This is a genomic window from Burkholderia sp. AU17457 (assembly GCF_002223255.1).
GTDB classification, from domain to species: Bacteria; Pseudomonadota; Gammaproteobacteria; order Burkholderiales; family Burkholderiaceae; genus Burkholderia; species Burkholderia sola.
On sequence record NZ_NKFB01000003.1, the window covers coordinates 240,094 to 265,136 of the forward strand.

28 protein-coding genes, 1 tRNA gene, 1 pseudogene and 1 riboswitch are annotated in these 25,043 nt (G+C 67.0%); of the genes and pseudogenes, 13 read left to right on the forward strand and 17 right to left on the reverse strand.

Going from position 1 to position 25,043, the window contains the following annotated elements; all coding sequences use genetic code 11:
- Positions 1-3: 3 nt before the first annotated feature.
- Positions 4-978 carry a tRNA (adenosine(37)-N6)-dimethylallyltransferase MiaA gene (gene miaA / locus CFB49_RS03435; RefSeq protein WP_089434587.1) on the reverse strand — a complete coding sequence of 325 codons (975 nt, stop codon included), beginning with the start codon at positions 976-978 and terminating at the stop codon, positions 4-6.
- Positions 975-2,993, reverse strand: a complete 2,019-nt coding sequence (gene mutL, locus CFB49_RS03440; protein WP_089490692.1) for a DNA mismatch repair endonuclease MutL — start codon at positions 2,991-2,993, stop codon at positions 975-977. The genes miaA and mutL overlap by 4 nt, the downstream gene beginning before the upstream one ends.
- 183 nt (positions 2,994-3,176) lie before the next feature.
- Between mutL and CFB49_RS03445 the strand changes: the two genes are divergently transcribed.
- Positions 3,177-3,860 carry a DedA family protein gene (locus CFB49_RS03445; protein WP_069616675.1) on the forward strand — a complete coding sequence of 228 codons (684 nt, stop codon included), beginning with the start codon at positions 3,177-3,179 and terminating at the stop codon, positions 3,858-3,860.
- 86 nt (positions 3,861-3,946) lie between these two features.
- Here CFB49_RS03445 and CFB49_RS03450 read toward each other — a convergent pair whose 3' ends face one another.
- From CFB49_RS03450 to CFB49_RS03475, 5 genes and pseudogenes are all read right to left on the reverse strand, one after another.
- Entirely contained in the window at positions 3,947-4,759 is an 813-nt protein-coding gene (locus CFB49_RS03450) for a mechanosensitive ion channel family protein (protein ID WP_069616674.1), read from the reverse strand.
- A 187-nt stretch (positions 4,760-4,946) separates the two neighbouring features.
- Positions 4,947-5,090, reverse strand: a pseudogene (locus CFB49_RS03455) (mannose-1-phosphate guanylyltransferase/mannose-6-phosphate isomerase); the annotation flags it as partial.
- 102 nt (positions 5,091-5,192) lie between these two features.
- Entirely contained in the window at positions 5,193-5,756 is a 564-nt protein-coding gene (gene cysC, locus CFB49_RS03465) for an adenylyl-sulfate kinase (RefSeq protein WP_089490694.1), read from the reverse strand.
- Positions 5,757-6,330: 574 nt separating this feature from the next.
- Positions 6,331-7,164: a class II glutamine amidotransferase gene (locus tag CFB49_RS03470; RefSeq protein WP_089435314.1), complete on the reverse strand. Its 834-nt coding sequence runs from the start codon at positions 7,162-7,164 to the stop codon at positions 6,331-6,333.
- Positions 7,165-7,363: 199 nt separating this feature from the next.
- Positions 7,364-7,693, reverse strand: a complete 330-nt coding sequence (locus CFB49_RS03475; protein WP_069616671.1) for a carboxymuconolactone decarboxylase family protein — start codon at positions 7,691-7,693, stop codon at positions 7,364-7,366.
- Between the two features lie 270 nt (positions 7,694-7,963).
- Here CFB49_RS03475 and yiaA point away from each other — a divergent pair, with 270 nt between their 5' ends.
- On the forward strand, positions 7,964-8,407 hold the full coding sequence (yiaA, locus tag CFB49_RS03480) for an inner membrane protein YiaA (protein WP_050011812.1): 444 nt from the start codon (positions 7,964-7,966) through the stop codon (positions 8,405-8,407).
- A 138-nt stretch (positions 8,408-8,545) separates the two neighbouring features.
- Positions 8,546-9,610 carry a glycosyltransferase gene (locus CFB49_RS03485; protein ID WP_089491405.1) on the forward strand — a complete coding sequence of 355 codons (1,065 nt, stop codon included), beginning with the start codon at positions 8,546-8,548 and terminating at the stop codon, positions 9,608-9,610.
- A gap of 73 nt (positions 9,611-9,683) precedes the next feature.
- On the opposite strand, the gene CFB49_RS36660 is transcribed toward CFB49_RS03485, so the two are convergent.
- Positions 9,684-9,887 (reverse strand): hypothetical protein, encoded by a 204-nt coding sequence (locus tag CFB49_RS36660; protein ID WP_249190272.1) that lies wholly within the window; start codon positions 9,885-9,887, stop codon positions 9,684-9,686.
- A gap of 139 nt (positions 9,888-10,026) precedes the next feature.
- Between CFB49_RS36660 and CFB49_RS36665 the strand changes: the two genes are divergently transcribed.
- The 5 genes from CFB49_RS36665 to CFB49_RS03510 are packed head-to-tail and all read left to right on the forward strand — an operon-like array spanning position 10,027 to position 14,150.
- Positions 10,027-10,695 (forward strand): hypothetical protein, encoded by a 669-nt coding sequence (locus CFB49_RS36665; protein ID WP_249190271.1) that lies wholly within the window; start codon positions 10,027-10,029, stop codon positions 10,693-10,695.
- Positions 10,692-11,441: a hypothetical protein gene (locus CFB49_RS03495; protein ID WP_089490695.1), complete on the forward strand. Its 750-nt coding sequence runs from the start codon at positions 10,692-10,694 to the stop codon at positions 11,439-11,441. Before CFB49_RS36665 ends, CFB49_RS03495 begins: the two co-directional genes overlap by 4 nt.
- A complete protein-coding gene (locus CFB49_RS03500) occupies positions 11,438-12,592 on the forward strand; it encodes a hypothetical protein (RefSeq protein WP_089490696.1) in 1,155 nt (384 codons plus the stop codon). Before CFB49_RS03495 ends, CFB49_RS03500 begins: the two co-directional genes overlap by 4 nt.
- Positions 12,593-12,600: 8 nt before the next feature.
- Positions 12,601-13,206, forward strand: coding sequence for a phosphatase PAP2 family protein (locus CFB49_RS03505; RefSeq protein WP_249190270.1), 606 nt, complete (start codon positions 12,601-12,603; stop codon positions 13,204-13,206).
- Positions 13,203-14,150 (forward strand): fatty acid desaturase family protein, encoded by a 948-nt coding sequence (locus CFB49_RS03510; protein ID WP_089490697.1) that lies wholly within the window; start codon positions 13,203-13,205, stop codon positions 14,148-14,150. Before CFB49_RS03505 ends, CFB49_RS03510 begins: the two co-directional genes overlap by 4 nt.
- Before the next feature lie 128 nt (positions 14,151-14,278).
- Here CFB49_RS03510 and CFB49_RS03515 read toward each other — a convergent pair.
- The 9 genes from CFB49_RS03515 to CFB49_RS03555 form a co-directional block, all read right to left on the reverse strand.
- Positions 14,279-14,355: transfer RNA gene (locus CFB49_RS03515), tRNA-Lys, on the reverse strand.
- Positions 14,356-14,463: 108 nt separating this feature from the next.
- Positions 14,464-15,213, reverse strand: a complete 750-nt coding sequence (gene ybgF, locus CFB49_RS03520) for a tol-pal system protein YbgF (RefSeq protein WP_006484965.1) — start codon at positions 15,211-15,213, stop codon at positions 14,464-14,466.
- Positions 15,214-15,232: 19 nt separating this feature from the next.
- Positions 15,233-15,745 carry a peptidoglycan-associated lipoprotein Pal gene (gene pal, locus CFB49_RS03525; RefSeq protein ID WP_050011745.1) on the reverse strand — a complete coding sequence of 171 codons (513 nt, stop codon included), beginning with the start codon at positions 15,743-15,745 and terminating at the stop codon, positions 15,233-15,235.
- Between the two features lie 17 nt (positions 15,746-15,762).
- Positions 15,763-17,058, reverse strand: coding sequence for a Tol-Pal system beta propeller repeat protein TolB (gene tolB / locus CFB49_RS03530; RefSeq protein WP_059574261.1), 1,296 nt, complete (start codon positions 17,056-17,058; stop codon positions 15,763-15,765).
- 109 nt (positions 17,059-17,167) lie between these two features.
- Positions 17,168-18,223, reverse strand: coding sequence for a cell envelope integrity protein TolA (tolA, locus tag CFB49_RS03535; RefSeq protein ID WP_089490698.1), 1,056 nt, complete (start codon positions 18,221-18,223; stop codon positions 17,168-17,170).
- Positions 18,220-18,669, reverse strand: coding sequence for a protein TolR (tolR, locus tag CFB49_RS03540; RefSeq protein WP_006484943.1), 450 nt, complete (start codon positions 18,667-18,669; stop codon positions 18,220-18,222). Before tolR ends, tolA begins: the two co-directional genes overlap by 4 nt.
- A 10-nt stretch (positions 18,670-18,679) precedes the next feature.
- Positions 18,680-19,357, reverse strand: a complete 678-nt coding sequence (gene tolQ / locus CFB49_RS03545) for a protein TolQ (RefSeq protein WP_006476795.1) — start codon at positions 19,355-19,357, stop codon at positions 18,680-18,682.
- Between the two features lie 144 nt (positions 19,358-19,501).
- The gene (ybgC, locus tag CFB49_RS03550) at positions 19,502-19,987 is read right to left on the reverse strand and encodes a tol-pal system-associated acyl-CoA thioesterase (protein WP_069616664.1); all 486 of its coding nucleotides are present in this window, start codon (positions 19,985-19,987) and stop codon (positions 19,502-19,504) included.
- Positions 19,988-20,095: 108 nt separating this feature from the next.
- Positions 20,096-20,842, reverse strand: a complete 747-nt coding sequence (locus CFB49_RS03555; protein ID WP_089490699.1) for an SDR family NAD(P)-dependent oxidoreductase — start codon at positions 20,840-20,842, stop codon at positions 20,096-20,098.
- Between the two features lie 180 nt (positions 20,843-21,022).
- Positions 21,023-21,123, forward strand: a riboswitch (ZMP/ZTP riboswitch).
- Positions 21,124-21,260: 137 nt separating this feature from the next.
- Between CFB49_RS03555 and glyA the strand changes: the two genes are divergently transcribed.
- From glyA to CFB49_RS03585, 5 genes are all read left to right on the forward strand, one after another.
- On the forward strand, positions 21,261-22,508 hold the full coding sequence (gene glyA / locus CFB49_RS03565; RefSeq protein ID WP_069616662.1) for a serine hydroxymethyltransferase: 1,248 nt from the start codon (positions 21,261-21,263) through the stop codon (positions 22,506-22,508).
- Between the two features lie 6 nt (positions 22,509-22,514).
- Entirely contained in the window at positions 22,515-22,994 is a 480-nt protein-coding gene (nrdR, locus tag CFB49_RS03570) for a transcriptional regulator NrdR (protein WP_050011738.1), read from the forward strand.
- 153 nt (positions 22,995-23,147) lie between these two features.
- On the forward strand, positions 23,148-23,711 hold the full coding sequence (locus tag CFB49_RS03575; protein ID WP_089490700.1) for a GspH/FimT family pseudopilin: 564 nt from the start codon (positions 23,148-23,150) through the stop codon (positions 23,709-23,711).
- Positions 23,712-23,716: 5 nt separating this feature from the next.
- The gene (locus tag CFB49_RS03580; protein WP_089491407.1) at positions 23,717-24,118 is read left to right on the forward strand and encodes a type IV pilus modification PilV family protein; all 402 of its coding nucleotides are present in this window, start codon (positions 23,717-23,719) and stop codon (positions 24,116-24,118) included.
- Positions 24,108-24,941 (forward strand): PilW family protein, encoded by an 834-nt coding sequence (locus tag CFB49_RS03585; protein ID WP_089490701.1) that lies wholly within the window; start codon positions 24,108-24,110, stop codon positions 24,939-24,941. Before CFB49_RS03580 ends, CFB49_RS03585 begins: the two co-directional genes overlap by 11 nt.
- The last annotated feature ends 102 nt before the right edge of the window (positions 24,942-25,043 follow it).

Here is a 25,043-nt window from a genome sequence, read left to right on the forward strand (position 1 = left end):
GCGTCAGCCGGGCATGCGGCCGTCGAGCACGCGTTCGAGGGCGTCGAGCGCGCGGGCCGTCGAATCCGGCGCGATGCAATCGACGATGATCCGCTCCGGCATCGCGCGCAGCCACGTGATCTGGCGCTTGCACAGCTGGCGTGTCGCGAAGATGCCCTTGTCGCGCATCGTCCGGTAGTCGGTGGCGCCGTCGAGGAATTCCCACGCCTGCCGGTAGCCGACGCAACGCATCGACGGCAGGTCGGGATGGAGATCGTCGCGGCGGCGCAGCCGTTCGACTTCGTCGATGAAGCCCGCGTCGAGCATCGCGTCGAAGCGCTGCGCGATCCGCGCGTGCAGCACCGCGCGGTCCGACGGCTCGAGTGCGACCGGCACGAAGCGGTACGCGGCGGCCGCATCGTCCGTACGGCGCGGCGCGGCGAGCAGCGCCGACATCGGTTGCCCGCTCAGCATGAAGATTTCGAGCGCACGCTGGATCCGCTGCGAATCGTTCGGCGCAAGCCGCGCGGCCGTGTCGGGATCGACCTGCGCGAGCCGCGCGTGCAGCGCGGGCCAGCCATCGCGCGCGGCGTCGGCGTCGAGTGCCGCGCGGACCTCCGGGTCGGCGCCCGGCAGGTCGTTGAGCCCTTGCGTCAGCGCCTTGTAGTACAGCATCGTGCCGCCCGCGAGCAGCGGCGTGCGGCCGCGCGCGACGATCTCGCCGATCAGCCGCAGCGTGTCCGCACGGAATTCCGCGGCCGAATACGCGTCGGCCGGGTCGATGATGTCGATCAGGTGATGCGGCACGCTCGCGCGCTCGTCGCGCGACGGTTTCGCGGTACCGATATCCATGTCGCGGTAGACGAGCGCCGAATCGACGCTGACGATCTCGATCGGGCGGCGCGCGGCGAGCGCCAGCGCCGCGGCGGTCTTCCCCGAAGCGGTGGGGCCGAGCAGGCAGGCGATCGTCGTCTGAGCGGGCTGCGAAGAAGCGCTCATTGCCCGCGCATGAAGAGACGGTCGAGATCGTTCAGCGTGAGCTGATACCAGGTCGGCCGGCCGTGATTGCACTGGTCCGCGCGCTCGGTCGCTTCCATCTGGCGCAGCAGCGCGTTCATCTCGTCGAGCGTCAGGCGCCGGTTCGCGCGCACCGCGTGATGGCACGCGAGCGTGCCGAGCAGTTCGTGCTGGCGCTCGGTGAGCACGCGCGAGCCGCCGAATGCATGCAGGTCGGCGAGCACGGCGCGCGCGAGCGACTGCAGGTCGGCATCCTTCAGCAGCGCCGGCACCGCGCGGATGGCGAGCGTCGTCGGCGACAGCACCGCGAGGTCGAAGCCGAGCGATTCGAGCGTGTCGCGCTCTTCCTCGACCGTGCCGATCTCGACCGGCGTGGCCGTCATCGAGATCGGCAGCAGCAGCGACTGCACGGCGACCGTGCGGTCGGCGAGCGCGTTCTTGAACTGCTCGTACAGGATCCGCTCGTGCGCCGCGTGCATGTCGACGATCACGAGGCCGTATGCGTTCTGTGCCAACACGTAGATCCCGTGGATCTGGCCGAGCGCGAAGCCGAGCGGCTGCTCGTCGTGCGCGCCGGCGGCGAGCGGCGACGCGGCGACACCCGACAGCGGCGCGACCGGCACGTCGGCCGCGTCGGCCGCATCGCGGGCGATGAGCGTCGTGCCGGCGGGCGTGCCCGCGCCGCTGTCCTTGCGGCCGAACAGCGCGTCATAGAGCGCGAGCGGCTGCGCGACGGGCAGCGTGCCTTGCGTCATCCGCGCCTGGCGCATCCACGTGTTGCCGGACGACGATGACGATGACGAAGACGGCGACGAGAAGCCGCTACCGCCGACTCCGCCGCTGCCGCCTGTCGCGTGGCCCGGGCTTTGGCCGAGCGGCGTATCGAGAAACGATGCGGGCCCGCGCGGCGCGGGTTCGAGATGCGCGGCATGGCCGCCCGCCGTGGTTTCCGGCGACGCGCCCGCATGGCGCGCGAGCGCCCGCTGCACCGCGTGGAACACGTACTGGTGGATCGAGCGCGAATCGCGGAACCGCACTTCGATCTTCGACGGATGCACGTTCACGTCGACGGCTTCGGGCGGCAGGTCGAGGAACAGCACGTACGACGGGTAGCGGTCGCCGTGCAGCACGTCCTCGTAGGCCGCACGCACCGCGTGCGTCAGCAGCTTGTCGCGCACGAAGCGGCCGTTCACGAAGAAGTACTGCTGGTCGGCGCGCCCGCGGCTCGCGGTCGGCAAGCCGGCGCAGCCGTACACGGCGAGCGGGCCGGCCTGCTCGTCGAGCGGCAGGTGCGCGGTCGCGAAGCCGTCGCCGAGAATCTTCGCGACGCGCTGCGCGGGCTCGGTCGCATTCCAGTGCTCGACGGCCTTGCCGTTGTGCAGCACCGAGATCGCGACGTCCGGCCGCGCGAGCGCCGCGCGGCGGATCATTTCCAGGCAGTGGCCGAATTCGGTCTGCTCGCTCTTCAGGAACTTGCGCCGCGCGGGCGTGTTGAAGTACAGCTCGCGTACCTCGATCGTCGTGCCGATCGAGCCGGCGGCGGGCGACAGCACGCCCGTCTGCGCATCGATCTTCATCGCATGCGCGGCATCGGCCGTCCGGCTCGTGATCGACATTTCGGCGACCGACGCGATCGACGCGAGCGCTTCGCCGCGAAAACCCAGCGTCGCGACCGCCTCGAGCTCCTCGAGCGAGCGGATCTTGCTGGTCGCGTGGCGCATCAGCGCGAGCGCCAGTTCGTCCGGCGGAATCCCGCAGCCGTCGTCGGTGATCGAGATGCGCTTGACGCCGCCTTCTTCCAGCACGATGCGCAGCGTCGTCGCGCCGGCGTCCATTGCGTTCTCGAGCAGCTCCTTGACGACCGACGCCGGGCGTTCGACGACCTCGCCGGCGGCGATCTGGCTGATCAGCTGGTCGGGCAGGGGCTGGATCGCGCGCAGCGGGCGCGCGGCAGGGGCGGGTGCGGCGCCCGCGGCCGTTTCGGTGATATCGGACATGGCCGAATTATAGCGAGGCGGCGAACGCGTGCCGGGGCTGCCGGCCGTTACGTTTTTTCACGGAGCCTTAAGGTAGTTTCGGTATCATCGCTGGGTTGCACGCGCCGCCTTGGCTGGCGGCCGCCTCGGCCATGTCTGGCCTGTTCCGGCCGTTCCGGCCCCATCGCCTTCGAGGAATCGCATTTGGATACGCTGCTTCATTTCGTCAACCTTGTCCTGCATATCGACGCTTTCCTCGGCGATTTCATCCGGCAGTACGGTGCATGGGTCTATCTCGTGCTGTTCCTGATCGTGTTCTGCGAGACGGGCCTCGTCGTATTCCCGTTCCTGCCCGGCGATTCGCTGCTGTTCATCGGCGGCGCGTTCGCGGCGACGGGCGAAATGAACGTCGGCCTGCTGATCGTGCTGCTGCTCGTCGCGGCGATTGCCGGCAACACCGTGAACTATCTGATCGGCCGCTGGGTCGGCCCGAAGGTGTTCAATACGCATATCCCGGTGCTCGAGCGGTTCCTCGATCGCGCCGCGCTGCAGAAGACCCACACGTTCTACGACAAGCACGGCGGCAAGACGATCGTGCTCGCGCGCTTCATTCCCGTCGTGCGCACGTTCGCGCCGTTCGTCGCGGGGGCGTCGTCGATGAGCGTCGCACGCTTCCAGTTGTTCAACGTGATCGGCGCGCTGGTGTGGGTGCTGCTGCTTGTGCTGCTCGGCTATTTCTTCGGCAACATCCCGTTCATCCGCCAGTACCTGAACGTGATCGTGCTGGTCGGGATCGGCGCGGCGATCGTGCCGGTCGCGCTCGGCGCGGTGTGGAAGCTCGTGCGCGGGCGGCGCTCGGACGGGGCGCCGAAGGCGGGCGGGCGCTGACGCGGCGCGACGGGTTTCGACGCGCAATAAAAAAGCGTGGCGAGAGTGCCACGCTTTTTTTTCGTGCGGTTCGGCCGCCGCTTCCGTCACGCGTTGCGTTGCGAGACCGGGGTTTCGGGCGTCGGATAGCCGGCTTCGCGGAACGTATCGAGGATCACGCGATTGGTGTCGCAGTACACCTGCCAGTAGTGCTCCGGCTGAGTCGACGGCCGCACGAACAGCAGCGGGCCTTCCGGCGTGAACTGCAGCACGCCGACGTCCGGCGCCGGCACTTTCAGCACGTTCGGCACCAGCTGGATCTGCGTCTTCAGACGGTTGATCGCATCGGCCGCGTCCACGCTGTGCGCGATCTTCGCGGTCAGGTCGACGCGGCGATGCGGCGTCGCGCTGTAGTTCGCGATGTTGTCCGAGAAGATCTTGTTGTTGCCGACGATCGTCACGATGTTGTCGGCGGTGATGATCGTCGTGCCGAACAGGCCGAGCTCCTTCACGGTGCCCGTGACGCCGCCCGCGCTGATCACGTCGCCGATCTTGAACGGGCGCAGCACCTGCATGAACACGCCGGCGGCGAAATGCGCGAGCAGACCACCCCAGGCGGTGCCGATCGCGAGGCCGAGGCCGGCGAGCAGTGCGGCGAACGAGGTCGTCTGTACGCCGAAGATCTGCAGGATCGCGAGGATCAGCAGGATCGTCAGCAGCACGCCGACGACGGACGTCAGGTAGTCGGTGAGCGTCGGGTCGACCTTGCCGCTGCGGCGAACGACCTTGCCGAGCAGGCGGGTACCGATGCGGATCGCCCAGCGGCCGACGAACCACAACACGATGGCGGCGAGGAGGTTGAGGCCGAAGTCGAGGCCGCGGGTCATCAGGAATTGCTGGGCGGTGGCGAGATCGATCACGCGTTCTCCGAAGTCAAGGGTAAAAGGGCGGCGCATGCACCGGAATGGGAGGCGCTTTTATAACCTGACCTGTGAGCGGCGGGCAACCGGGCTGACATTGGTTGACGTAATGAAAAGCCGGCACGACGTGGGTGCGTGCTGCCCGTTTGAAGTCCGGCCTGTCGTGGCGCGCCGGGTATAGCGTCGCTCACTGCGCTGCGCGGCCGTAGGTGTCCTCGACGCGGACGACGTCGTGCTCGCCGGGATATGTGCCCCACTGGACTTCGATCAGTTCGGGCGGAATCTTGCCGGGGTTCGTCAGCCGGTGCGTCGCGCCGCGCGGGAAGGGGGTGACGGGTTTTCGGTCAGATCGCGTCGCGGTGGCCGACGATGGCCCGGTGCTCGCGGTGATGGGGGTTCACGACGGGCGGCCGGCGACGTTCGACGACGTGCATCAGCTGTTCAACGGCAATTTCTGCATGATCGCGTGCACGCATTCCCGCGGACCTGCTTCGCCCGTGCGCACATGCACGTCGGGCGATACCGGTTTTTCATAGGTCGATTCGATGCCGGTGAACTGCCGAAGCGTCCCTTGCCTTGCCCGTGCGTAGAGCCCTTTGGGGTCGCGCGCTTCCGCCACATCCAGCGCAACGTCGACGAAGACTTCGAAAAACATGCCCTGCGGGAAACGTGCGCGCGCTTTGGCGCGTGCCTCCCGAAACGGCGAGATCAGCGCAACGATGACGACGAGCCCGGCAGCTACCATCAGGCGCGCGACCTCGGCCGTCCGGCGAATGTTCTCGTGGCGGTCTGCGTCGCTGAATCCCAGATCCTGATTCAATCCTTCGCGAAGCTGGTCGCCGTCCAGCAGAAAAGTCCGAAGGCCGCGCGCATCGAGCTGTTCCTTCAGAAGATTCGAGAGCGTCGATTTACCGGCACCGGACACACCAGTGAGCCATACCACGAAGGCATGGTCCTGCTTCATGCTGGAAAGCACGGATTGATTGGCCGTCGACATGACAGGGCGGGAATTTGGGAGATCTTGCGTCATCTCGGATTCGATGTGCCGGCAGCTGCGTCGTACTTTATTGATGCGAATTCATTCGTCGCCGAATTGTAACGGGGCCTTTAAAAATTTGTAACCTGAATATTTTGATCGGGAATAAGCGTTCGCCTTCAGGCGGCGCGACGGTGTGCGACCCTCATCTGTCCGGTAATGATTGCCGGTCCGGCGTAATAATTCGAAATAAATGTGTGTCGTCGACAGGGTTCTTGACCGTGAGTCGATTTATCGCCCGGGGTTCCGGGGCGGCATGAAGTCACAAGGGAATTAATCTTTTATTCGGCGAAAAATCGCAATAGTCGGTACAGCGCTGCTTTTGCGATGCGTCTCTGTCACTCATTATCGAATTGGGAAATTATCCGGGGGCATGTTTTCCAACCTTATTTGCCGGGCGACGCTTGGCATCCCTTCCGATTGCGTCGGCAGCGCCGAGCGCCGGTCTCCTTGAAAGCCGGATCGCCGCGATTGCCTTGTCGCGCTGAAGTATTCGCCACCTGAATACGCTGGATTGCGTCAGGAAGGCGGCACGTCACCTGTGCCGCGGTCCGAACGGCCGCTGCTGCACATCGGCGCCGTGCGCGACGATCGCCATTCCCTCCGGCACTTCCTCCCACGCGCCGCGCAGGTCGACGAGCGGCTCCGACACGACCATGAACGCATCGTCGCCGGCTTCGGCGATGCGCGGGTTATGCGGATACAGTTCGTGCAGATGCTTGAACGACGTGCTGTGGAACAGCGAGCGCGATTGCCGTTCGCTCGAATAGCGCGCCGCGACGATCCGTTCGCCGTCGGTCGCGCAGATCGTCATGTTGAGCGGATCGGCGACGCGATGCCGCGCGGCGGTTTCCTCCACCACGCCGACCATCCGTTCGAGCGCCGGCAGTGGCGCCTGCTCGAGACCGTACGTCAGCGCGAGGCGAAACATCAGTTCGGAGTCGGTCGAGCCTTCGAGCGTCGGGAACAGCGCAGGATCGACCTTCATCGTCAGGTCGCGGCGCAGCTTGTGGAAGTCGCGGATCAGCCCGTTGTGCGCGAATAGCCAGCGGCCGTGGCGGAACGGATGGCAGTTGGTTTCCTGCACGGGCGTGTCGGTCGCCGCGCGAATGTGCGCGACGAACATCGGCGAGCGGATCGCACGCGCGGCCTCGCGCAGGTTGCGGTCGTTCCATGCGGGATGCACGGAGCGATAGCGGAACGGAAGTTCGTCGGGGTGCCCGTACCAGCCGATGCCGAAGCCGTCACCGTTGGTGGTCGTCGCGCCCAGCTCCGCATGCAGGCTCTGGTCGATCAGCGAATGCTTCGCGCGGAACAGCACGGTTTCCAGATGGATCGGATTACCCGTATAAGCGAGCCAGCGGCACATGGAGCGCTCCTTCACGATGTATCGTTCGCGCATGGTAGCCGACTCCGCGACGCTCGCGCGTCCGCGCGAGTCGCCGACATTCGTCACACATGTCGGGCTCGTGGGCGCGATGTGCAACCGCCCGGCCAAGCGGCCGGGCGCCACGCAGCGCAACGCGACGATGCGGTGCGGCACGACGGTCGTGCCGCACCGCGCGGGCTCAGTCGCCGAGCGCGTCCATCACGCGCGCCGAATAGACGAGCGCCGCGCCCGCATTCAACGCGATCGCGACGCCGAGCGCTTCCGCCACTTCCTCCTTGGTCGCGCCATGCTTGGCCGCTTCGGCCGTATGCACGGCGATACAGCCGTCGCAGCGCGTCGTGACGGCCACCGCGAGCGCGATCAGCTCGCGCGTTTTCGCGTCGAGATGGCCGGTCTTGGCGCCCGCGCCGGACAGCGCGTTGTAGCCGGCCAGCGTATCGGGCGACAGCTTGGCGATGTCGCCGATCCGCGTCGAGAGTTCCTTCCGGTATTCGTTCCAGTTCAGCATGATGCGTCCTTGTCGAGAAGAGTGAGGAGGGCGGCGGGCGCCGCGATCTCGGGCGATGCAACGCTATTCTGATCGCTCTCGATGAGGGTGTGGATACGTCAGGGTGTCGATTTTCAGCGCAATCGTCTCATGATGCAGTGCGTCAACCGCGGCTCGCGCTCGCGGCGGATGCGCGGCTCGCCTGTCGTGACGCGCGTCAAAGCTGCTACCATGCGCAAAACGCCGTTCAACGAAAACGATTTCGAACAACAAGAAAGAGAGGGCAACGCAATGAACCAGACCACCATCCAGCAACCGTCGTTCGCGTTCGTGGCCGCGTCGTGGGCCGCGCTGATCGCCGGTTTCGCGGCCTTCCTGATCGGGCTCTGGAACGCCGGCATGCAGCTCAACGAGAAGGGTTACTACTTCACCGTGCTGGTGTTCGGCCTCTATGCGGCGATCTCGCTGCAGAAGAGCGTGCGCGACCGCGCGGAAGGCATCCCCGTCACCGGCATCTACTACGGCCTCAGCTGGATCGCGCTGCTGCTGTCGATCGCGCTGCTGATCGTCGGCCTCTTCAACGCGACGCTGCAATTGAGCGAAAAGGGCTTTTACGCGATGTCGTTCGTGCTCGCGCTGTTCGGCTCGGTGGCCGTGCAGAAGAACACGCGCGACTTGCAGAACGCGAAGCCGCGCTATACCGACGCCGATTCCGCGCCGTCGATCCAGGAGTGACGGCACGCGCAGCGGGCGCCCGCCGAGGCCGCCCACTGCGCGACGATGTCCGCGGCACCCGCATTCGCCGGCGTGCCGCGGGCCCGCCGTCCTTTCGTTTTGTCCATGCCGTCGCGCATGACGATGGAGATACTCCGGATGCCGAACCTTGCCGACACCGCAGCGGGGCCGCGCGCGGCCGCCCGTTCCGTGGCCGCGCGGGCCGCGCTTGTGCTGGAGACCAATAACCTGCGCGGCGGCGCGGGCCTTGCGCAGGCCATCGACAGCCTGAAACGCGTCGTGGCGGTGCTGTCGAAGCAGACCGTGCCGCCGGCCGCCCTTGCGCAATGGATCATCACGCACGACGGCCTGCCCGCCGACGCGTGCGCGGAAATCGCCGCGCTGGCCGGCCGCCCGATCGACTTCGTCGAGATCGGCGCAAGCACCGGCTACTACGATGCGAAGAACGACGGCTTCGATCGCGTCGATGCCGATCGCAGCGACATCGTCGTATTCGGCGATGCCGATTGCCGGCCGGCAGACGACTGGCTCGAGCACCTGCTCGCGCCGTTCGCACGCGACGCGGGCGACGCGCCCGTCGCGGTGGCGGGGCGGACCAGCTACGCGCCCAACGTGCTCGGCATCGCGCTGACGTCGATCGATTTCATGTATTTCCCGAGCCCGCTGCGCGACGGCGCGACGCGCAACTTCTACGCGAACAACGTCGCGTTCCGGCGCGACGTGTTCGCGCGGTTCCGCTACGAGCCGCTCGACGGCGTCTATCGCGCGCATTGCCAGGTGATGGGGCTGCGGATGCAGGCGGCCGGCGTGGCCGTCGAATTCGCGCCGGCCGCGCACACCGAGCATCGGCTGCCGGACACGCATCGCGAATCGCTGAAGTTGCGCTGGATGCGCGGCGAGGACAGCGTCGGGCTGACGCCGTATTTGGTGAACGCGTACCTGCCGCGTCGATGGCAGTGGCTTGGCCGCAGCGGCCCGCTCGGCCCGTTCTGCGTGATGGCGATGCGGCTCGGCTACAGCCTGCGCGCGCTCGATCGCCAGCAGTTGCCGCCATTGGGCGCTGGTCGCTATCTCGCGGCCGTCGGCGTCACGATCGCCGCGTCCGCCATCGATACGCTCGGCGCGCTCGCGCGCGGTTTCGGGATCACGGGACGCGCATCGGCCCGGCGCGATCTCGACGTGCTGTCCTATCACCGTCATTGAAACGGCGCCGCGCCTCGTGGCGCGGCCAACGACACTTCGATATCCTGATTCCCTTCCGACGACGACCATGCCCTCACTCGCCACCCGCGTTGCCTGTCTCGCCCTGTTTGCCGCCAGCGTGGGCGCCGATGCCGCACCGGTCGATCATGCGGGGCGCGGGGTTTATCACTTCACGTCGCAAAGCGGCTGCCCGTTCGCGAATGCGGCCGCGTCGGACTGCAATCGCGTCGCGCTCGATGCGCCCGACGCACACGCGAGCATCGATACCGATGCGCATGCGATCGTCTTCTCGAGCGATGCGAACCGCCGCACGAAGGACGTGCTCGGCGACGTGCTGCTGCAGGGCACGGGCATCGACGCCGACGGGCGGCGCGTGCCGTTGAGCGTGCACGTTCTGCTGCGTCGCGACGGCCGGGATGTGGGACCGCGACGTGTACGTCCACGCTCCCGTGCACGGCAAGTTCACCGATGTGCGGATCGATCCATATCGTGTGCGCGTGAAGGACGGCGATCGTGAGCGCGACGTGCTCACGCCGGACGAAACGCTTGCGCTGTTCGCGCATCCGTCGCTCGCATCGCGGCTGGCGCGCCATCTCGTGAAGGTGAGTGCGACCGATCCGAAGCAGCCGTTAGCGGACGACATCACGATCGCGCTCGGTGTGGGCGGCCTGACGAAGACGGTCGCGCGTGCGAGCTTCACGTCGAACGCGCCGCGCGATGCCGACGTCGATCGCGCCCTTGCGTCCGGTACGTGGTCGATCCGCTTCGATGCGCTGAGCAATCACATTCCGGTGTGGGTCGCGCAGCGCGAGCTGTTCCTGTTCGGCCTCGACGGCAGCGCACTCGTGAAGGACGTGCGCGAACGCGGCTTTCGGAAGAACGACCGGATCGAGTTCGGCGCGCGCGACGGCACCGGCTATCTGCGCGTGAATGGCCGGGAGGAAGCGTTCGCGCGCGCGGCCGCCTCGGCGCATGCATTCATGCAGGAAAGCTTCGTCGGCCTGATCCTCGGCTGGCGTCGCGATCCGGCGGCCGCCGCGGCTGCCGCGACGCAATCTTCATCGGCACGGGGCGAGCCGGCATGATCACGACACGGGCACTGCCCACTTCGTCGCAGGCGACACACGGCGAACGCTTCGATTGTCTCGATGCGCCCGTGCCACGCGGTACGGCGCGGATACGTGCGTATCTCGTCGATCGCATCAAGCGTGCGGCGATCCGGCAACTGCATCGCAGCACGCATGGCGAGCGCTGGATGCTGCGCATGTACCTGATCGGCGAAGAAGCGACCGAGTGCGCGTTGCACGAGGACTGGGCCGGACAGCCGCCGGACTGGCTCGCGCCGCGCATCGGGCAGCATCTCGCGGACGAGCGCCGTCACGCGGCCGCATTTGCCGATGCGTTGCGCCGGCGCGGCGTCGACGTGTCGACCGGCTCGCGCGAACCCGACTGGCTGAGCCGGCGCAAGATCATGCGATGGCGTCGTCTCGCGCAGCGCTACGCACCGCATTTCGCGCAAGGCGTACTCGTGCCGGCGTATGCGACCGGCCTGTGCGCGGAACAGATGGCGACGCGCGTGCTCATGCGCCACTGCGCGACGATCGGCGAAGCGCATCCGCTGTATCCGTTGCTGTCGCGCGTGCTCGCCGACGAGACGCGCCACGTCCGGCTTTGCGCCGATACGCTGCGCCGTCTCGTCGAGCCGTCCGAGGCCGCGTCGCTCGCCGCGTTGCTGGACGAGATCCGCGCGATCGAAGCCGGGTTCGGCGTGACGGGCGCGCTGGCGATGGTCGCGGCCGGCTGGCTCCAGTCGCTTCGTCCGCGCGCATGATGCCGCGCATCGTCTATCTCGCGACCGCCGACGCGCGCGGCCATCTGATGCGCGCGCAACTGCTCGTGCATGCGTTGCGCGCGGCCGGCGCGCAGGTCGACGTGCTGACGACGTCCGACGCCGGCCAGGCGTTTCTCGCCGCGTTCGGCATCGACGCGCGCGTATTGTCGCGGCACTACGCGGTGCAGTTCGACGAGTGGCAGAACATGCTGCGCGACGCGACCGATCGCAATGTCGCGCACTACGTGTTCAGGCCGACCCGCATGCTGCGCGACATCGTGCGGCTGCGTGCGATCGTTCGCGATGCGGATCTCGTGGTCAACGACTCGTTTCATCCGGCGTTGCTGTTCATGGGGGCGGTGCCGGGCTGGCGGCGTCGCGTCGTCCACGTGTATGGCGGCAGCCTGCGCCGTGCGTTGACCGCGAATTTCGATGCGCGGCTGCCGCGCATGCTGGCGCGCGCTTTCGCGCGGATCGTCGACTGGCAGATCGACGCGGCGCGGGCCCGTATCGAGCACGATTTCGCGTACGACTTCGCCGACGATGCGCAGCTGCACCGGCATCGCCGGCTGCCGACGCCGGTGCCGATCGTCGCCGAACGGCCGGCGCACGAATGCGTTGCCGCGGCCGTTTATCTGAACCCGCACTTTCGCGACGCCGCGCTCGCCGATGCGCTGTCGGCCGGCATGCGCGACGCGGGGCTCGCCGCCCACCGCGTGGGCGAGGGCTACGCCGGACACGACGGCTGGACCGGCGTCGATGCCGACTGGCCGACGCGCGCCGCGCAAGCGTCGCTGATCGTGTCGGCGCCCGGCATGGCCGCGCTGTCGATCGCGCGCGTGTATCGCCGCCCGATCCTGCTCGTGCAGACCGATCAGCCCGAACAGGCAAGCAACGCCGCGCGCGCGGCACGGCTGCAGCTCGCGCACCGCGTGGTCACATGGCGGGGCGATGCGGCGGCATTCCGGCGCGAGGTCGGGCAGGCGTCGATCGAACTGATGCGCGATCCCGGTACGCCGGCGGGGATGCGAGCGGGCCGCGAGCATGCGCGTGCGCGTGTCGACGCGTGGACGTCGCACCTCCTCGCGCTGTGTCCGCATGCTCGAGCGGCCGACGCGGCAACCCGATGCGAGGCACCGACGCCGCGATGAAAACGCGAATGTTTCAGGACGATCGCCGGCCCGATGTCCGGCAGATGCTGGCCGCGACATTCGGCTTGATCGCGGGCCTCGCGATCTTCTTTCTGCTGGAGCGCAGCGTCACGCCGCGCTACGTGCTGACCACGGCGATCGACGCGCGGATTCCGTTCATCGCATGGTCGTGGTTCGTCTATGTCGCGTTCTTTCCGTTCGTGATTGCGCTCGCCGCGTACGCGCGGCCGTCCGCGTTCGCCGCGTTCAGGGAGGCCGTGCTGATCGTGTTCGTGCTCGGCGTGGCCTGTTTCCTGATGTTTCCGGAAGCCGTGCCGCGGCCCGACATCGCGGAGATCGGCAATGCGTTCGTGCGTCGGCGTCTTGCGCGCATGTGGCAGCTCGATCTTGCGGCCAACGGCTTCCCGAGCCTGCATGTCGCGGTGACGTGTCTCGCGTGCCGGATGCTGGTGGACCGGCGCCGGATCGTCGCTGCGGCGATCGGGCTGCTGATCTGCGCGTCGACGCTGACGCTCAAGCAGCATACGGTCGCCGACGTGCTGGGTGGGTTCGTGCTCGCGGCGGTTAGTGCGCTGTGGGTCGGGCGGCGTTCGCTGCGCAGGAGGCTCGCATGACGCAGACGGACGTTCACCACGCCGGATCGAACGTCGGGCTCGCCCGGTTCGTGCCCGATCCGGGGCTGTTTCGCGTGAGCGCGGCGCGTGTCGGCATGGCGCTGGCGGGTGACTGGCTGATGATCGCCGCCGCGTTTGCCGCCGCGGTCGCGTTTGCGCATCCGCTGGCCTACGCCTGCGCGGCGATCGTGATCGCGCGCAGTCAGCTCGCGCTCGCGGTCATGATGCACGAAGGGGCGCACGGGTCGCTTGCACGGAACCGGCGCGTCAACGACGTACTCGGGCAACTGCTCGCGGCCGGTCCGCTATGGCTGTCGCTGCGCACGTATCGGGCCGGCCATCTGAAGCACCATCGCGCGCCGATGCAAGCGGACGACCCCGTCGCGCTGCTGTTCGGCGTGCACGACTATCCGGTGACGCGCGGGCGGTTGATCGTCCGCCTGCTCGCGTACGCGTGCGGGATCGGCTACGTGACGAGCGTCGTGAAGCTCGCGCGCGGCGCGTTCGCGCATGCGTTGCCGAAGGCGGAAAAATCGCGTGCGTATGCGGCGTGGGAGATCGCGTCGATGCTGGCCGGCAACGGCGGGCTGTTCGGCGCGCTCGCGCTGGTCGGACATCCGCTGCTGTACGTCGCGTTGTGGATCGTGCCGTCCATCACCTTGTTGCCGTTCGCCGGGCAGGTGCGCGCGATCTTCGAGCACGCGGGGCTGCCGGCTGGCGCCGATCAGAGCCGCAACGCGCGCACGATCGTCCGGCGTTCATGGCAGACGTTCCTGTTCGGCCCGCACGGCATTCATTTCCATATCGAACATCATTTGTTCACGCGGATGCCGTTCCATAACCTGCCGGTCGTGCATCGGCAACTCGCGCAGTTGCGGTTGCTGCCCGACGGCAATCTCTATGCGGGGTATGGTGCGGTACTGCGGGACGTGAGTGCGCGGTGATCGGCGGGACCCAGGCGTGCGCGGCCGAGTGCGTGACGACCATCGTCGAGCATTCAAGCCCGAACGACAAAGCGACAGACGCAAAAAAGCCTCCGCGAGGGAGGCTTTTCTACACTATCGAAGATAGTTGGTAGGGTGGGAGGGACTCGAACCCTCGACTCTCTGATTAAAAGTCAGATACTCTAACCAACTGAGTTACCACCCCACGTTCTTGAAACCTGTCGGTTCGTTGCTTCAACAAGCTGGGCAACGACCTAAAGAGCAAAAGATTATAGCGACGGGTTGCAGGACTGTCAACAACCCGTCACGATAATTATTTGATGGTTTCGAGCTTGCCCTGCGCCGTCTGCGCCGCGTTCGACCCGGCGTACTGCGACACGACCTGCTCGAACGTCTTCTTCGCGGCCGCCTTCTGGCCTTGTTCGAGCTGGTTCGTGCCGATCGCCACGAGGGCGTCGGCCGCGCGCGGGTGTTGCGGGAACTTGCTGACGATCCCTTGCCACGTTGCGGTCGAGCCGCGGTAGTCGCGCAGCGCGTATTGCGCGTTGCCGTACCAGTACTGCGCGGTCGGCTGATAGGGGCTCTGCGGATACTTCGCGATGAACGCGCGGAACGAAGCCGCCGCCGCCTTGAAGTTGCCGTTGCGGAACTGCTGCTGCGCCGCGCTGAGCGCATCCGTTTCACCCGGCTGCACCGTGCCTTCGACACCATCGATCGTCGCCTGCTGCGGCTCGAACTTCTTGAGCCGCGTGTCGAGATCCTGGTAGTACTCCTTCTGCTGCCGCTCGAGCGTCGTCAGCCGGTTCGTCAGATCCTCGTTCTCGCCGCGCAGCGTCGCGACCTGCTGGTTCAGCTGGTCGATACGGCCGGATTGATCGAGGATCGTACGCTGGGCGGCCGACAACTGGCTCGACAGGTTGTCGCTCTTGCTGCGCAGATCGAGCACGGCACGGCGCGCTTCGTTGTCGTCGAACATGCCGGCGTGCGCGGGCGCGGCGGACCACGCCGCGCCCGCGACGCAGAATGCTGCGGCAACGCGCAGCCAGGTTGAACGGTGCGTCATACGGCGATTCTTCCGTTACTTACTGTTGGTAGACGAGATCGGCGCGACGGTTCTGCGCCCACGATGCTTCGTCGTGACCCGTTGCCTGCGGCTTTTCCTTGCCGAGGCTCACGGCTTCCATTTGCGAGTCGTTCACGCCGAGCAGGGCCATCGCACGGCGGACGGCTTCCGCACGCTTCTGGCCCAGCGCGAGGTTGTACTCGCTCGTGCCGCGTTCGTCGGTGTTGCCCTGGATCAGCACGTGACGCTGCGGATGGCTCTTCAGGTACTGCGCGTGCTGCTGCATCAGCGGCTGGTACTCGTCCTTCACCGAATAGCTGTCGAAGTCGAAGTAGATGCTGCGCTTCGCGAGCGGGCTGTTCGGGTCGTTCAGCGGATCGACGTTCACTTGCGCGACGTTGTCGGCGCTCGGCTGCGTGCCGATTGCGCCCGCGTTGTTCGCCTTGTCGTCGAGCTTCACGCCCGACTTGCACGCTGCGAGCGCGCTGATCATCATCACGGCCAGGGCCAGACGAGCTTTATTCGACATCATGGTTACTCTCCTTGTGGTCATTGCATGAAGGGCCCCCACGACGGCTCGCGAACGGAGCCGCCCTGGACGGACAGGATCTGCGGCGGCGCGCTGCCGTCGGAGGGCACTGCAGCCAGCACGTTGCGGCCACCCGACTGGGTAGCGTACAGAAGGTACTGGCCGTTTGCCGCGAAGCTCGGCGATTCGTCGCGATTGGTATTCGTGATGGCGTTCGCCGCGCCAGTCTGCAGATCCTGAACGTACAGCTTGAAGCCCCCACCCGTGCGGGAGATGTAAGCGAGCAGCTTGCCGTCCGGGCTCACGCGCGGGCTCGTGTTGTAGCTGCCGGTGAAGGTCACGCGCTGCGCGGCGCCGGCGCTCTCACCCTGTGCGGGCATCCGGTAGATTTGCGGCGCGCCGCCGCGGTCGCTCGTGAAGTAGATCCAGCGGCCGTCCGGCGAGTAGAACGGTTCGGTGTCGATCGAGCTGCTCTGCGTGAGACGGCGCAGGCCGCCGCCGTTCGCGTTGACCGTATAGATTTGCGTATTGCCCGTCAGCGACAGCGCGACGGCGAGCGTGTTGCTGTCCGGCGACCACGCCGGTGCGCTGTTGTTGCCCTTCTGGTCCGAGACCATGTAGCGGCGGCCGGTCGGCAGGTCGTGGATGTAGACGATCGGCTTCTTGCGCTCGAACGACACGTACGCGACCTTCGTGCCGCTCGGCGACCAGGCCGGCGAGATGATCGGTTCGGTGCTCGACAGCGCGATGCGCGCGTTCTGGCCGTCCGAATCCGAAATCTGCAGCTGGTAGCGGTTGCCGGTCTTGATCACGTACGACAGGCGCGTGGCGAACACGCCACGCACGCCGAGCAGCTTCTGGTAGATGTAGTCGGCGATCTTGTGGCCGGCCGTGCGCAGCGTGGTGTCGGTGGCCGTCAGCGACAGGCCGCCGAGGCTTTGCTGCTTCACGGTGTCGTACAGGATGAAGTTGACCTTGTACTGGCCGTTGGCGTCGCGGTTCACGCTGCCGGCGACGAACGCATTCGCGCCCTTGGCCTTCCATGCGCCGAGATCGACCGATGCGGTCTCGGGCACGGGCGTGCTGCCCGCGTCGATGTTGGTGAATTTGCCGCTGCGGGCGAGGTCGGCGCGCACGATCGACGTGACCTGCTGCGGCAGGTTCGCCTCGTTCGTGAAATTCGCGGTGGCAATGGGGAACTGGGTCGACCCGACGCCGGTGATCAGCACGTTGACCTGGGCGTTAGCGGCGCTGCCCGCCGTAATCAGACACGAGGCCACGAGTGCCCTGAAACCTAGCTTTGTCATCAAACTCATGCTTCTTGCTTCCCGTATGGCTTGGATCGCTGCGCAACCGCAGAGACAGTAAAAATACCCGATTCGTTCCCGTCCTACAGCGACGCTCGGAGTGTAAGCGCATTTCGTTTCACTCCGCCGCCTTGAAGGTAATCGTAATGTCGGACGGGGTCCGGCCGTTAGAATCGGGCGGCAACGGGACCGATGCGTGGATCGCATTGACCACGGCTTGGTCCCACCCCGAATTCCCGCTCGAGCGGGAGACCGATGCGCTCAATACGTCACCGGACGGCGTGCACCGAATCTTGACGACGGTGGTCAGGCCTGCCCGCTCGCCGCCCCAAACGATGTTCGGCTTGACGCGACGGCGCACCTTGTCGGCATAGCCGGGCGTCGCGGCATTGCCGCCGGAGCCCGTGCCGGTGCCGCTTTTCGCGAGGCCTTCGCCGCCGCCTTCGCCGGCGCCGGACAGCCCCTGCAACTGCGCGAGTCGTGCGCTGCGCTCGCGGTCGAGCTTCGCGTTCGCCGCCGCATTGGCCTTCGCGCGCGCCGCGGCTTCGGCCTTCGCCTTGGCCTGGGCTTCCGCCTTGGCCTTCGCGGCTGCGTCGGCCTTCGCCTTCGCCACCTGCTGCGCTTCGAGCTGCGCCTGCTTTTGCTGCTGGAGTTTCTGCTGTTCGAGCTTCTGCTGCTCGGCGAGCTGCTGTTGCTTGAGCTTGTCGGCCTGCTTCTGTTTGTCGCGCTCCGCGGCTTTCTGGGCGGCGAGCGCGGCGGCCTGTTGCGCGGCGAGCTGCGCGCGCCGGGCTTCCTCTTGCTCCCGGGCCTTCAGTTGCTGCGCGCGGCGCTGCTGTTCGAGCTGCGCTTCGCGCGCGGCCGCTTCCTGCTGTCGCTTCTTCTGCTGCAGCGCGATGTCGGCCTGCTCGTCGCGCACCGGCGGCGGGGGCGGCGCGACCTTCGCGGGCGGCGTGGGGGTAACGACGGGCCGCGGCGCGGGGACGTCGGGCACGTCGGTCCACAGCTCGGCCTCGGCGCCGGCCGGCGTGCTGTTCTGCCACTGCACGCCGTGATAGAGGAACAGCGCGAGCAGCACGTGCATCAGCGCGGCGAGCGCGAACGCGCGCCACGTCCCGCGCTCCCGGGGAGGCTGGAGCGGGTAGGCGGACCTGCGCGTGGATTGCTGCCGGTTCATTGCGATTTGACGAGGAGGCCGACGCGCTTGACGCCGCGCGCCTTCAGATCGGACATCACGGTCATGACGGCATCGTACTGCACGGTCTTGTCGGCTGCGATCACGACCGGCTGGTCAGGATGATCGGCCTGCCGGGCCGAGATGAAGCTGTCGAGCTCGGCCTTCGTCATCGTGTCTTCCTGGGTCGCGCCCGAGTCGCCCTTGTACTTGACGCTCATCGTGCGGTCGGCCTTGATGTTGACGACGACGGGCGGCGTCTGCTCCTGCGGCGCGGCATTGCCGACGGTCGGCAGGTTGATGATCGACGGCGCGACGAGCGGTGCGGTGACCATGAAGATCACGAGCAGCACCAGCATCACGTCGATGTACGGCACGACGTTGATGTCGGCCATCGCGCGGCGCGAGCGGCCGCCGCGCATGCTGGATCGAATGGGGCTTCCTGCCATGGCGCGCTCCTTACTGGGCCTGACGCTGCAGGATGTTCGAGAACTCTTCGATGAAGGTCTCGAAGCGGATCGCGAGGCGATCGATGTCGTGCGCGTAGCGGTTGTACGCGACCACCGCCGGAATCGCGGCGAACAGGCCGATCGCGGTGGCGACGAGCGCCTCGGCGATGCCCGGCGCGACGTTCGCGAGCGTGGCCTGCTGCACGTTCGCGAGGCCGCGGAACGAGTTCATGATCCCCCAGACCGTGCCGAACAGGCCGATGTACGGGCTGACCGAGCCGACCGACGCGAGGAACGCGAGATTGGCTTCGAGCACGTCCATTTCACGCTGGAACGACGCACGCATCGCGCGGCGCGCACCGTCGAGCACGAGACCCGGATCGCTGAGGCGCTTTTCCTTCGCCTTCAGGAATTCGCGCATCCCGGATTCGAAGATCCGCTCGAGCGCACCGATCGTATGGCGGTTGTTGGCCGCGCTTTGATACAGCGCCTGCAGGTCGCCGCCCGACCAGAAATCCTTCTCGAAGCGTTCCGTCTGTGCGCGCGCGCGGCGGATCGCGAACCACTTGCGAAAGATGAAGGTCCACGACATCAGCGACAGCAGCAGCAGCAGCCCCATCACGGCCTGGGCCAGCACGCTCGCGTTGAGGACGAGGGAAATGATCGACAGGTCTTGAACAGTATTCATAGAGGTTTGAGTAACGTCCCTTCGGGAGTGCCCGGCAAGGGCGTCCGGTGTGCGTGCGGCGCGGCGCGCCGGCCATGCCTGACGCCGAACCTTGCTTAGTATCGAATCAGAACGGCAAGTTCATAGGCTGTGTCTAAACGGCGCTCATGCGAGCTTCGTTGACAAACCAGTCTGCCCGGCCTCGATGACGGGCCCGCGTTGCAGCGCGTCGAGCACGGCCGGCGGGATGGCCGCCGGCCGGATACCGTGACGGTCGACGCAGCCGAGGCGGATCTGCCCGGCCACGAGCAGCGTGTCGCCGCACCAGGCTTCCTGCGTGAATTCCACCGATGCGCGACCGATGCGTCCGGGCCGGCTCGTGATCGTCAGCGTGTCGTCGAGTCGCGCCGGCGCGCGGTAGTCGAGCGACGTGCTGCGTACGATGAAGATCGCATCGGTATCGTCGGCGAGCCGACGCTGGTCGACGCCGCACGCGCGAAGCCACTCGGTGCGGGCGCGCTCGAAGAACTTCAGGTAGTTGGCATAGAAGACGATGCCGCCTGCATCGGTATCCTCGTAGTACACGCGCACCGGCCAGGTAAAGCCGGACGGCGCTTCCGGGGAGCGGGTAGGCTGAGTCATGGCGCGCATTCTACCGGAAGGCAAAGACCGGATTCGTAACCGATTCGTAACGGAATGTAGTGCGTCGTAGCACACCGCGGGCCGGCCGGAGCCGGGCCTGCGGCTGCGGGCGACGTGTCAGCCGCGATGGATCGTGAGCCCGGCCGGGGCTTGCGCGACCGGCATCATTTCGATCGTATTGATATTGACGTGCGCGGGACGCGTGGCGATCCAGTAGATCGTGTCGGCGATGTCCTCGGCCGTGAGCGGCTGGACGTTCTGGTAGACGTTCGCCGCCTTTGCATCGTCGCCACGGAAGCGGACGTTCGAGAATTCCGTGCCGCCGCACAGGCCCGGCTCGATGTCGGTGACGCGCAACGGCGTGCCGATCAGGTCGGTACGCAGGTTCAGGCTGAATTGTCTGACGAAAGCCTTGGTCGCGCCGTATACGTTCCCGCCCGGATACGGATACGTGCCGGCCACCGAGCCCAGATTGAAGATATGGCCGCGACCGCGCGCGATCATGCCGGGCAGCAATGCGTGCGTGACGGTCACGAGGCCCGAGCAGTTCGTGTCGATCATGGTCTGCCACTCGTCGAGGCTCGCGTTCTGGGCCGGCTCGACGCCGAGCGCGAGGCCGGCGTTGTTGACGAGCACGTCGAGCGCGGCGAATTCGGCGGGGAGGGCGGCCGGCACGACCTCGACTGCTGCGCGGTCGCGCACGTCGAGCTCGAGCGGCAGCAGCGCGTCGCCGAGTTCGGCCGCGAGCGCGTCGAGGCGATCCTTGCGGCGTGCGGTGGCGACGACGCGATGGCCGCCCTTGACGAAGGCGCGGGCGATGGCGGCGCCGAAGCCGGCGGACGCACCTGTGACGAACACGATCATTGCTGCTCCTGGTCGGTAACGGAATAGCGGGTGGAATCCCGCAAGCCTACTGAGAATGCCGCACCGCGGCAAGACGGCGAAGCGTTTCGGCACGGGCGCGTAGAGTCCGGCCCTTATTGTTTGGAGGCCGCTGCCGGGCGGTTGCCTATTCATGACGCATCCAATACACTAATGCGCTCATCACCCCTGCGTGACTGGCGATAGAACCCTTCGGGTTCAAGGTGGAGCATCCCACCGTGAAGCGCGGGGCGCCGTTTTTGCCGTTCGCCTGGGCAGCCGTTGTGCGCCGTCGCGTGCATCGCCGGTGGCTGTCCTGCCTCGCGTCATACGGATTCTTCCGCCACGTCGAGCTGGTCTCGCCAGCAGCGCACCGTACTCGGCCGCTCCGGTCAACCTGTACACACTTAACGGAAACCGTATGTTTGACAGAGCCCAAAGCACCATTGCGAACGTCGATCCCGAAATCTTTGCAGCGATCGAGCACGAAAACCGCCGCCAGGAAGATCACATCGAGCTGATCGCGTCGGAAAACTACACGAGCCCGGCCGTGATGGCCGCACAGGGCTCGCAGCTCACGAACAAGTACGCGGAAGGGTATCCGGGCAAGCGCTACTACGGCGGCTGCGAGTACGTCGACGTGGTCGAGCAGCTGGCGATCGACCGTGTGAAGCAACTGTTCGGCGCGGAAGCCGCGAACGTGCAGCCGAACTCGGGCTCGCAGGCGAACCAGGGCGTGTTCTTCGCGATGCTCAAGCCGGGCGACACGATCATGGGCATGAGCCTCGCGCATGGCGGCCACCTGACGCACGGCTCGCCGGTGAACATGTCGGGCAAGTGGTTCAACGTGGTGAGCTACGGCCTGAACGAAAACGAAGACATCGACTACGAAGCGGCCGAGCAGCTCGCGCAGGAACACAAGCCGAAGCTGATCGTCGCGGGCGCGTCGGCGTTTGCGCTGAAGATCGACTTCGAGCGTCTGGCGAAGATCGCGAAGTCGGTGGGCGCGTACCTGATGGTCGACATGGCGCACTACGCCGGTCTGATCGCGGCGGGCGTGTATCCGAACCCGGTGCCGCACGCGGACTTCGTGACGACGACGACGCACAAGAGCCTGCGCGGCCCGCGCGGCGGCGTGATCCTGATGAAGGCCGAGTACGAGAAGCCGATCAACTCGGCGATCTTCCCGGGGATCCAGGGCGGCCCGCTGATGCACGTGATCGCGGCGAAGGCCGTGGCGTTCAAGGAAGCACTGTCGCCGGAGTTCAAGGAATATCAGCAGAAGGTCGTCGAGAATGCACGCGTGCTGGCCGAAACGCTGGTGAAGCGCGGGCTGCGGATCGTGTCGGGCCGCACGGAAAGCCACGTGATGCTGGTCGACCTGCGCGCGAAGAACATCACGGGCAAGGCAGCGGAAGCGGCGCTCGGCGCGGCGCACATCACGGTGAACAAGAACGCGATCCCGAACGACCCGGAAAAGCCGTTCGTGACGAGCGGCGTGCGGCTGGGTTCGCCGGCAATGACGACGCGCGGTTTCGGGCCGGCGGAAGCCGAGCAGGTCGGCAACCTGATCGCCGACGTGCTGGAGAACCCGGAAGACGCAGCGACGATCGAGCGCGTGCGCGCGCAGGTCGCCGAGCTGACCAAGCGTTTCCCGGTCTATCGCTGATCGCCGATGCGCTGCCCGTTCTGCCGGCATGACGACACGCAGGTGGTGGACTCGCGCGTGTCCGAAGATGGCGCCGCGATTCGGCGGCGCCGTCGCTGTTCGGCTTGCGACAAGCGTTTCACGACGTACGAGCGGGTCGAGTTGTCCCTGCCGTTCGTCGTGAAGAAGGACGGCAGCCGCACGGAATTCGACCGTCGCAAGATCGTCGCCAGCATGCAACTCGCGCTGCGCAAGCGGCCGGTTGCCGCCGACGCGATCGACGCGGCGGTTGCCCGCATCGAGTATCAACTGCTCGCGACTGGCGAGCGCGAAGTGCGTAGCGAGAAGCTGGGCGAACTCGTGATGAACGAGTTGCGCGGCCTCGATACGATCGCGTATGTGCGCTTCGCATCGGTGTATCGCCAGTTCGAGGACGTTTCCGAATTTGCCGACGTGATCGAAGAGTTCCGTCGCGCCTCTCCCGCCAAGACCCCGCGTAAGCGCTGACGCGCTACGTTCGTTCATCGTCTGCTCCATTGGTTCGATTCGCGCCGATTGTGTCGGTTGCGATCGCATGTCGCCAGTCGGCCGTTCGGCCAATGGCGCGCATCCGCACGCGCCGCTACAGTCGTCGCATCACTGTTGCGGAGGACGATTGCGATGAAACCGGGCGCTCAACCCCTGAAGAATGTGGTGCAACGGCCGGGCGGATTCACGCTCGTCGAGCTGATGGTCGCCATGTCGCTGGCAGCGGGGCTCGCGCTCTATGCGGTGCCCGCGTTCGACCAGTGGCGCATGCGCGAACGCGTGGATGCCCGCTCGCGCGCGCTGCTCGGTGCGCTGTCGTTTGCGCGTGCCGAGGCAACGCGTCTCGGCGCGCGCGTCACGCTGTGCCGTGCCGGGCGCGACGGCGCCTGTCTGCGTGCCGAAGAGCGATGCGATCTGGCCGAGTGGTCGTGCGACTGGATCGTCAGTGGGCATGTCGACGGGCAGTCGCGTGTGCTGCGACGCTACCCGCGCGATGCCGAAGTGGCCGTCGCGGGCGCCGCGCATGAGCTCGCGTTTGCGCCGCCGGTCGGTCAGGCGGTCGGCGGAATCCGGCGTTTCGAGGTGCGTCCGCGGCGCAGCGTATCGGGCGCCGACGACGCGCGCGCATCGCGTTGCGTGCGGATTGCGGCAGGCGGTCGCGCGCGGATGGTCGCCGGCCGTTGCGACGCGGCGTGACCGTCATGCGCAATGCCATGCGCGGGACGTCGTTGATCGAGGCGACGCTGGCCATCGCGCTGCTCGCCACCGTGATGCTGGCAGCGGCCGGCAGCCAGCTCGCGATGGCGCGTGCGCAGCGCGCGACGATCTGGCGCGAACGCGCGCTGTGGCTGGCCGATGCGCGCATCGAACGTCTGCATGCTGCCGCGGCGGCCGACGACGGCCTCGCGGCGCTGGCGGCCGCATCGTTGCCGGGCGGCGCGATGACGCTCGATGGCGGGCCGGGCGGCGTGCGCTACGTGGTTGTCCGCTGGCGTGGCGGCGATGGACTCGCGTCGGTGCGCTGCGATGCCGCGGGAATGTCGGCGCAGCTGCCGTCGTGTGTCCGTATTCCATTTCACGAGCGGGCGGGCGATGAACGTTGATCGCCGTATGCGTGGCCATACGCTGCTCGAAGTGCTGATCGCGATGACCGTCGGGCTCCTCGTGCTCGCGGCGGCCGGTGCGCTGTACCATGCGCAGCGCATTGCGCAGCGGCGCGCGGAAGACGGGTTCAGGATGCGCGACGCCGCCGCGACCGCGCTGACGATGATCGGTCAGCAGATCCAGATGGCAGGATTCCTGCCGCTCGATGCACAAGCGCCATCGTCGTTGCCGCCGGTGTTCGGGTGTTCGACGGCGCGCGTGCGGGGTAGCGGCGCAGAGGTGCGCTGCGAGCTTGCGCGTCTGTCGTCCGACGCGGTGCTGGTCCGGTATGTCGGCGATGCCGTATCGACGTGGACGACGGTGAGCGGCCACGCGTCGGATTGCCTCGGGCAGGGTGTCGGCGAGCCGGGCGAACCTGCGCCGGTGGAGAATCGCTTCGACGTACATGTCAGCCCGTCGACGGGCGAGCCCGAACTGTATTGCGAAGGAAGCGGCCGTCCGGGCACGCCGCAGCCTGTCGCGGCGGGAATCGATCAATTGCGCCTGCGTTATTTGCGTCGCGGCGCCACGCAGTTCGTCGACGCCGATGCGATGCGTGCCGACGACTGGCGCGAGGTCGTGGCCGTGCATGTCTGCGTGCGCGCGCGCGGCGAGCCGATGCCCGAACCGACGCGGCATGTCGACTGCGACGGCCGCGTCGTCGTTGCACCGGACGGCCGCGCACGTTTGACGCTCGATCGCATCGTCGCGTTGCGGAACGTCGCGCCCGCATCCGACGCTGCGTTGCATGATGCAACTCGAGCAAGCGAGGTGGCGCGATGAGCGGCGCAACGCAGTGCGCGCGGGACGACATCTCCACACGCGTGAAGGCGAGCCACGCCCAAGCGCGCACCGTCGCACGTGATGACAACCAGCAGCCGGCTG

Coding starts and splice junctions, on each gene's coding strand:
- miaA (WP_089434587.1), bottom strand. CDS start 978: ATGAGCGCTTCTTCGCAGCCCGCTCAGACGACGATCGCCTGCCTGCTC.
- mutL (WP_089490692.1), bottom strand. CDS start 2,993: ATGTCCGATATCACCGAAACGGCCGCGGGCGCCGCACCCGCCCCTGCC.
- cysC (WP_089490694.1), bottom strand. CDS start 5,756: ATGTCGACGGCCAATCAATCCGTGCTTTCCAGCATGAAGCAGGACCAT.
- CFB49_RS03470 (WP_089435314.1), bottom strand. CDS start 7,164: ATGTGCCGCTGGCTCGCTTATACGGGTAATCCGATCCATCTGGAAACC.
- CFB49_RS03475 (WP_069616671.1), bottom strand. CDS start 7,693: ATGCTGAACTGGAACGAATACCGGAAGGAACTCTCGACGCGGATCGGC.
- yiaA (WP_050011812.1), top strand. CDS start 7,964: ATGAACCAGACCACCATCCAGCAACCGTCGTTCGCGTTCGTGGCCGCG.
- CFB49_RS03485 (WP_089491405.1), top strand. CDS start 8,546: ATGCCGAACCTTGCCGACACCGCAGCGGGGCCGCGCGCGGCCGCCCGT.
- CFB49_RS36660 (WP_249190272.1), bottom strand. CDS start 9,887: ATGCGCATCGGTATCGATGCTCGCGTGTGCGTCGGGCGCATCGAGCGC.
- CFB49_RS36665 (WP_249190271.1), top strand. CDS start 10,027: ATGTGGGACCGCGACGTGTACGTCCACGCTCCCGTGCACGGCAAGTTC.
- CFB49_RS03495 (WP_089490695.1), top strand. CDS start 10,692: ATGATCACGACACGGGCACTGCCCACTTCGTCGCAGGCGACACACGGC.
- CFB49_RS03500 (WP_089490696.1), top strand. CDS start 11,438: ATGATGCCGCGCATCGTCTATCTCGCGACCGCCGACGCGCGCGGCCAT.
- CFB49_RS03505 (WP_249190270.1), top strand. CDS start 12,601: ATGTTTCAGGACGATCGCCGGCCCGATGTCCGGCAGATGCTGGCCGCG.
- CFB49_RS03510 (WP_089490697.1), top strand. CDS start 13,203: ATGACGCAGACGGACGTTCACCACGCCGGATCGAACGTCGGGCTCGCC.
- ybgF (WP_006484965.1), bottom strand. CDS start 15,213: ATGACGCACCGTTCAACCTGGCTGCGCGTTGCCGCAGCATTCTGCGTC.
- pal (WP_050011745.1), bottom strand. CDS start 15,745: ATGATGTCGAATAAAGCTCGTCTGGCCCTGGCCGTGATGATGATCAGC.
- tolB (WP_059574261.1), bottom strand. CDS start 17,058: ATGAGTTTGATGACAAAGCTAGGTTTCAGGGCACTCGTGGCCTCGTGT.
- tolA (WP_089490698.1), bottom strand. CDS start 18,223: ATGAACCGGCAGCAATCCACGCGCAGGTCCGCCTACCCGCTCCAGCCT.
- tolR (WP_006484943.1), bottom strand. CDS start 18,669: ATGGCAGGAAGCCCCATTCGATCCAGCATGCGCGGCGGCCGCTCGCGC.
- tolQ (WP_006476795.1), bottom strand. CDS start 19,357: ATGAATACTGTTCAAGACCTGTCGATCATTTCCCTCGTCCTCAACGCG.
- ybgC (WP_069616664.1), bottom strand. CDS start 19,987: ATGCGCGCCATGACTCAGCCTACCCGCTCCCCGGAAGCGCCGTCCGGC.
- CFB49_RS03555 (WP_089490699.1), bottom strand. CDS start 20,842: ATGATCGTGTTCGTCACAGGTGCGTCCGCCGGCTTCGGCGCCGCCATC.
- glyA (WP_069616662.1), top strand. CDS start 21,261: ATGTTTGACAGAGCCCAAAGCACCATTGCGAACGTCGATCCCGAAATC.
- nrdR (WP_050011738.1), top strand. CDS start 22,515: ATGCGCTGCCCGTTCTGCCGGCATGACGACACGCAGGTGGTGGACTCG.
- CFB49_RS03575 (WP_089490700.1), top strand. CDS start 23,148: ATGAAACCGGGCGCTCAACCCCTGAAGAATGTGGTGCAACGGCCGGGC.
- CFB49_RS03580 (WP_089491407.1), top strand. CDS start 23,717: ATGCGCAATGCCATGCGCGGGACGTCGTTGATCGAGGCGACGCTGGCC.
- CFB49_RS03585 (WP_089490701.1), top strand. CDS start 24,108: ATGAACGTTGATCGCCGTATGCGTGGCCATACGCTGCTCGAAGTGCTG.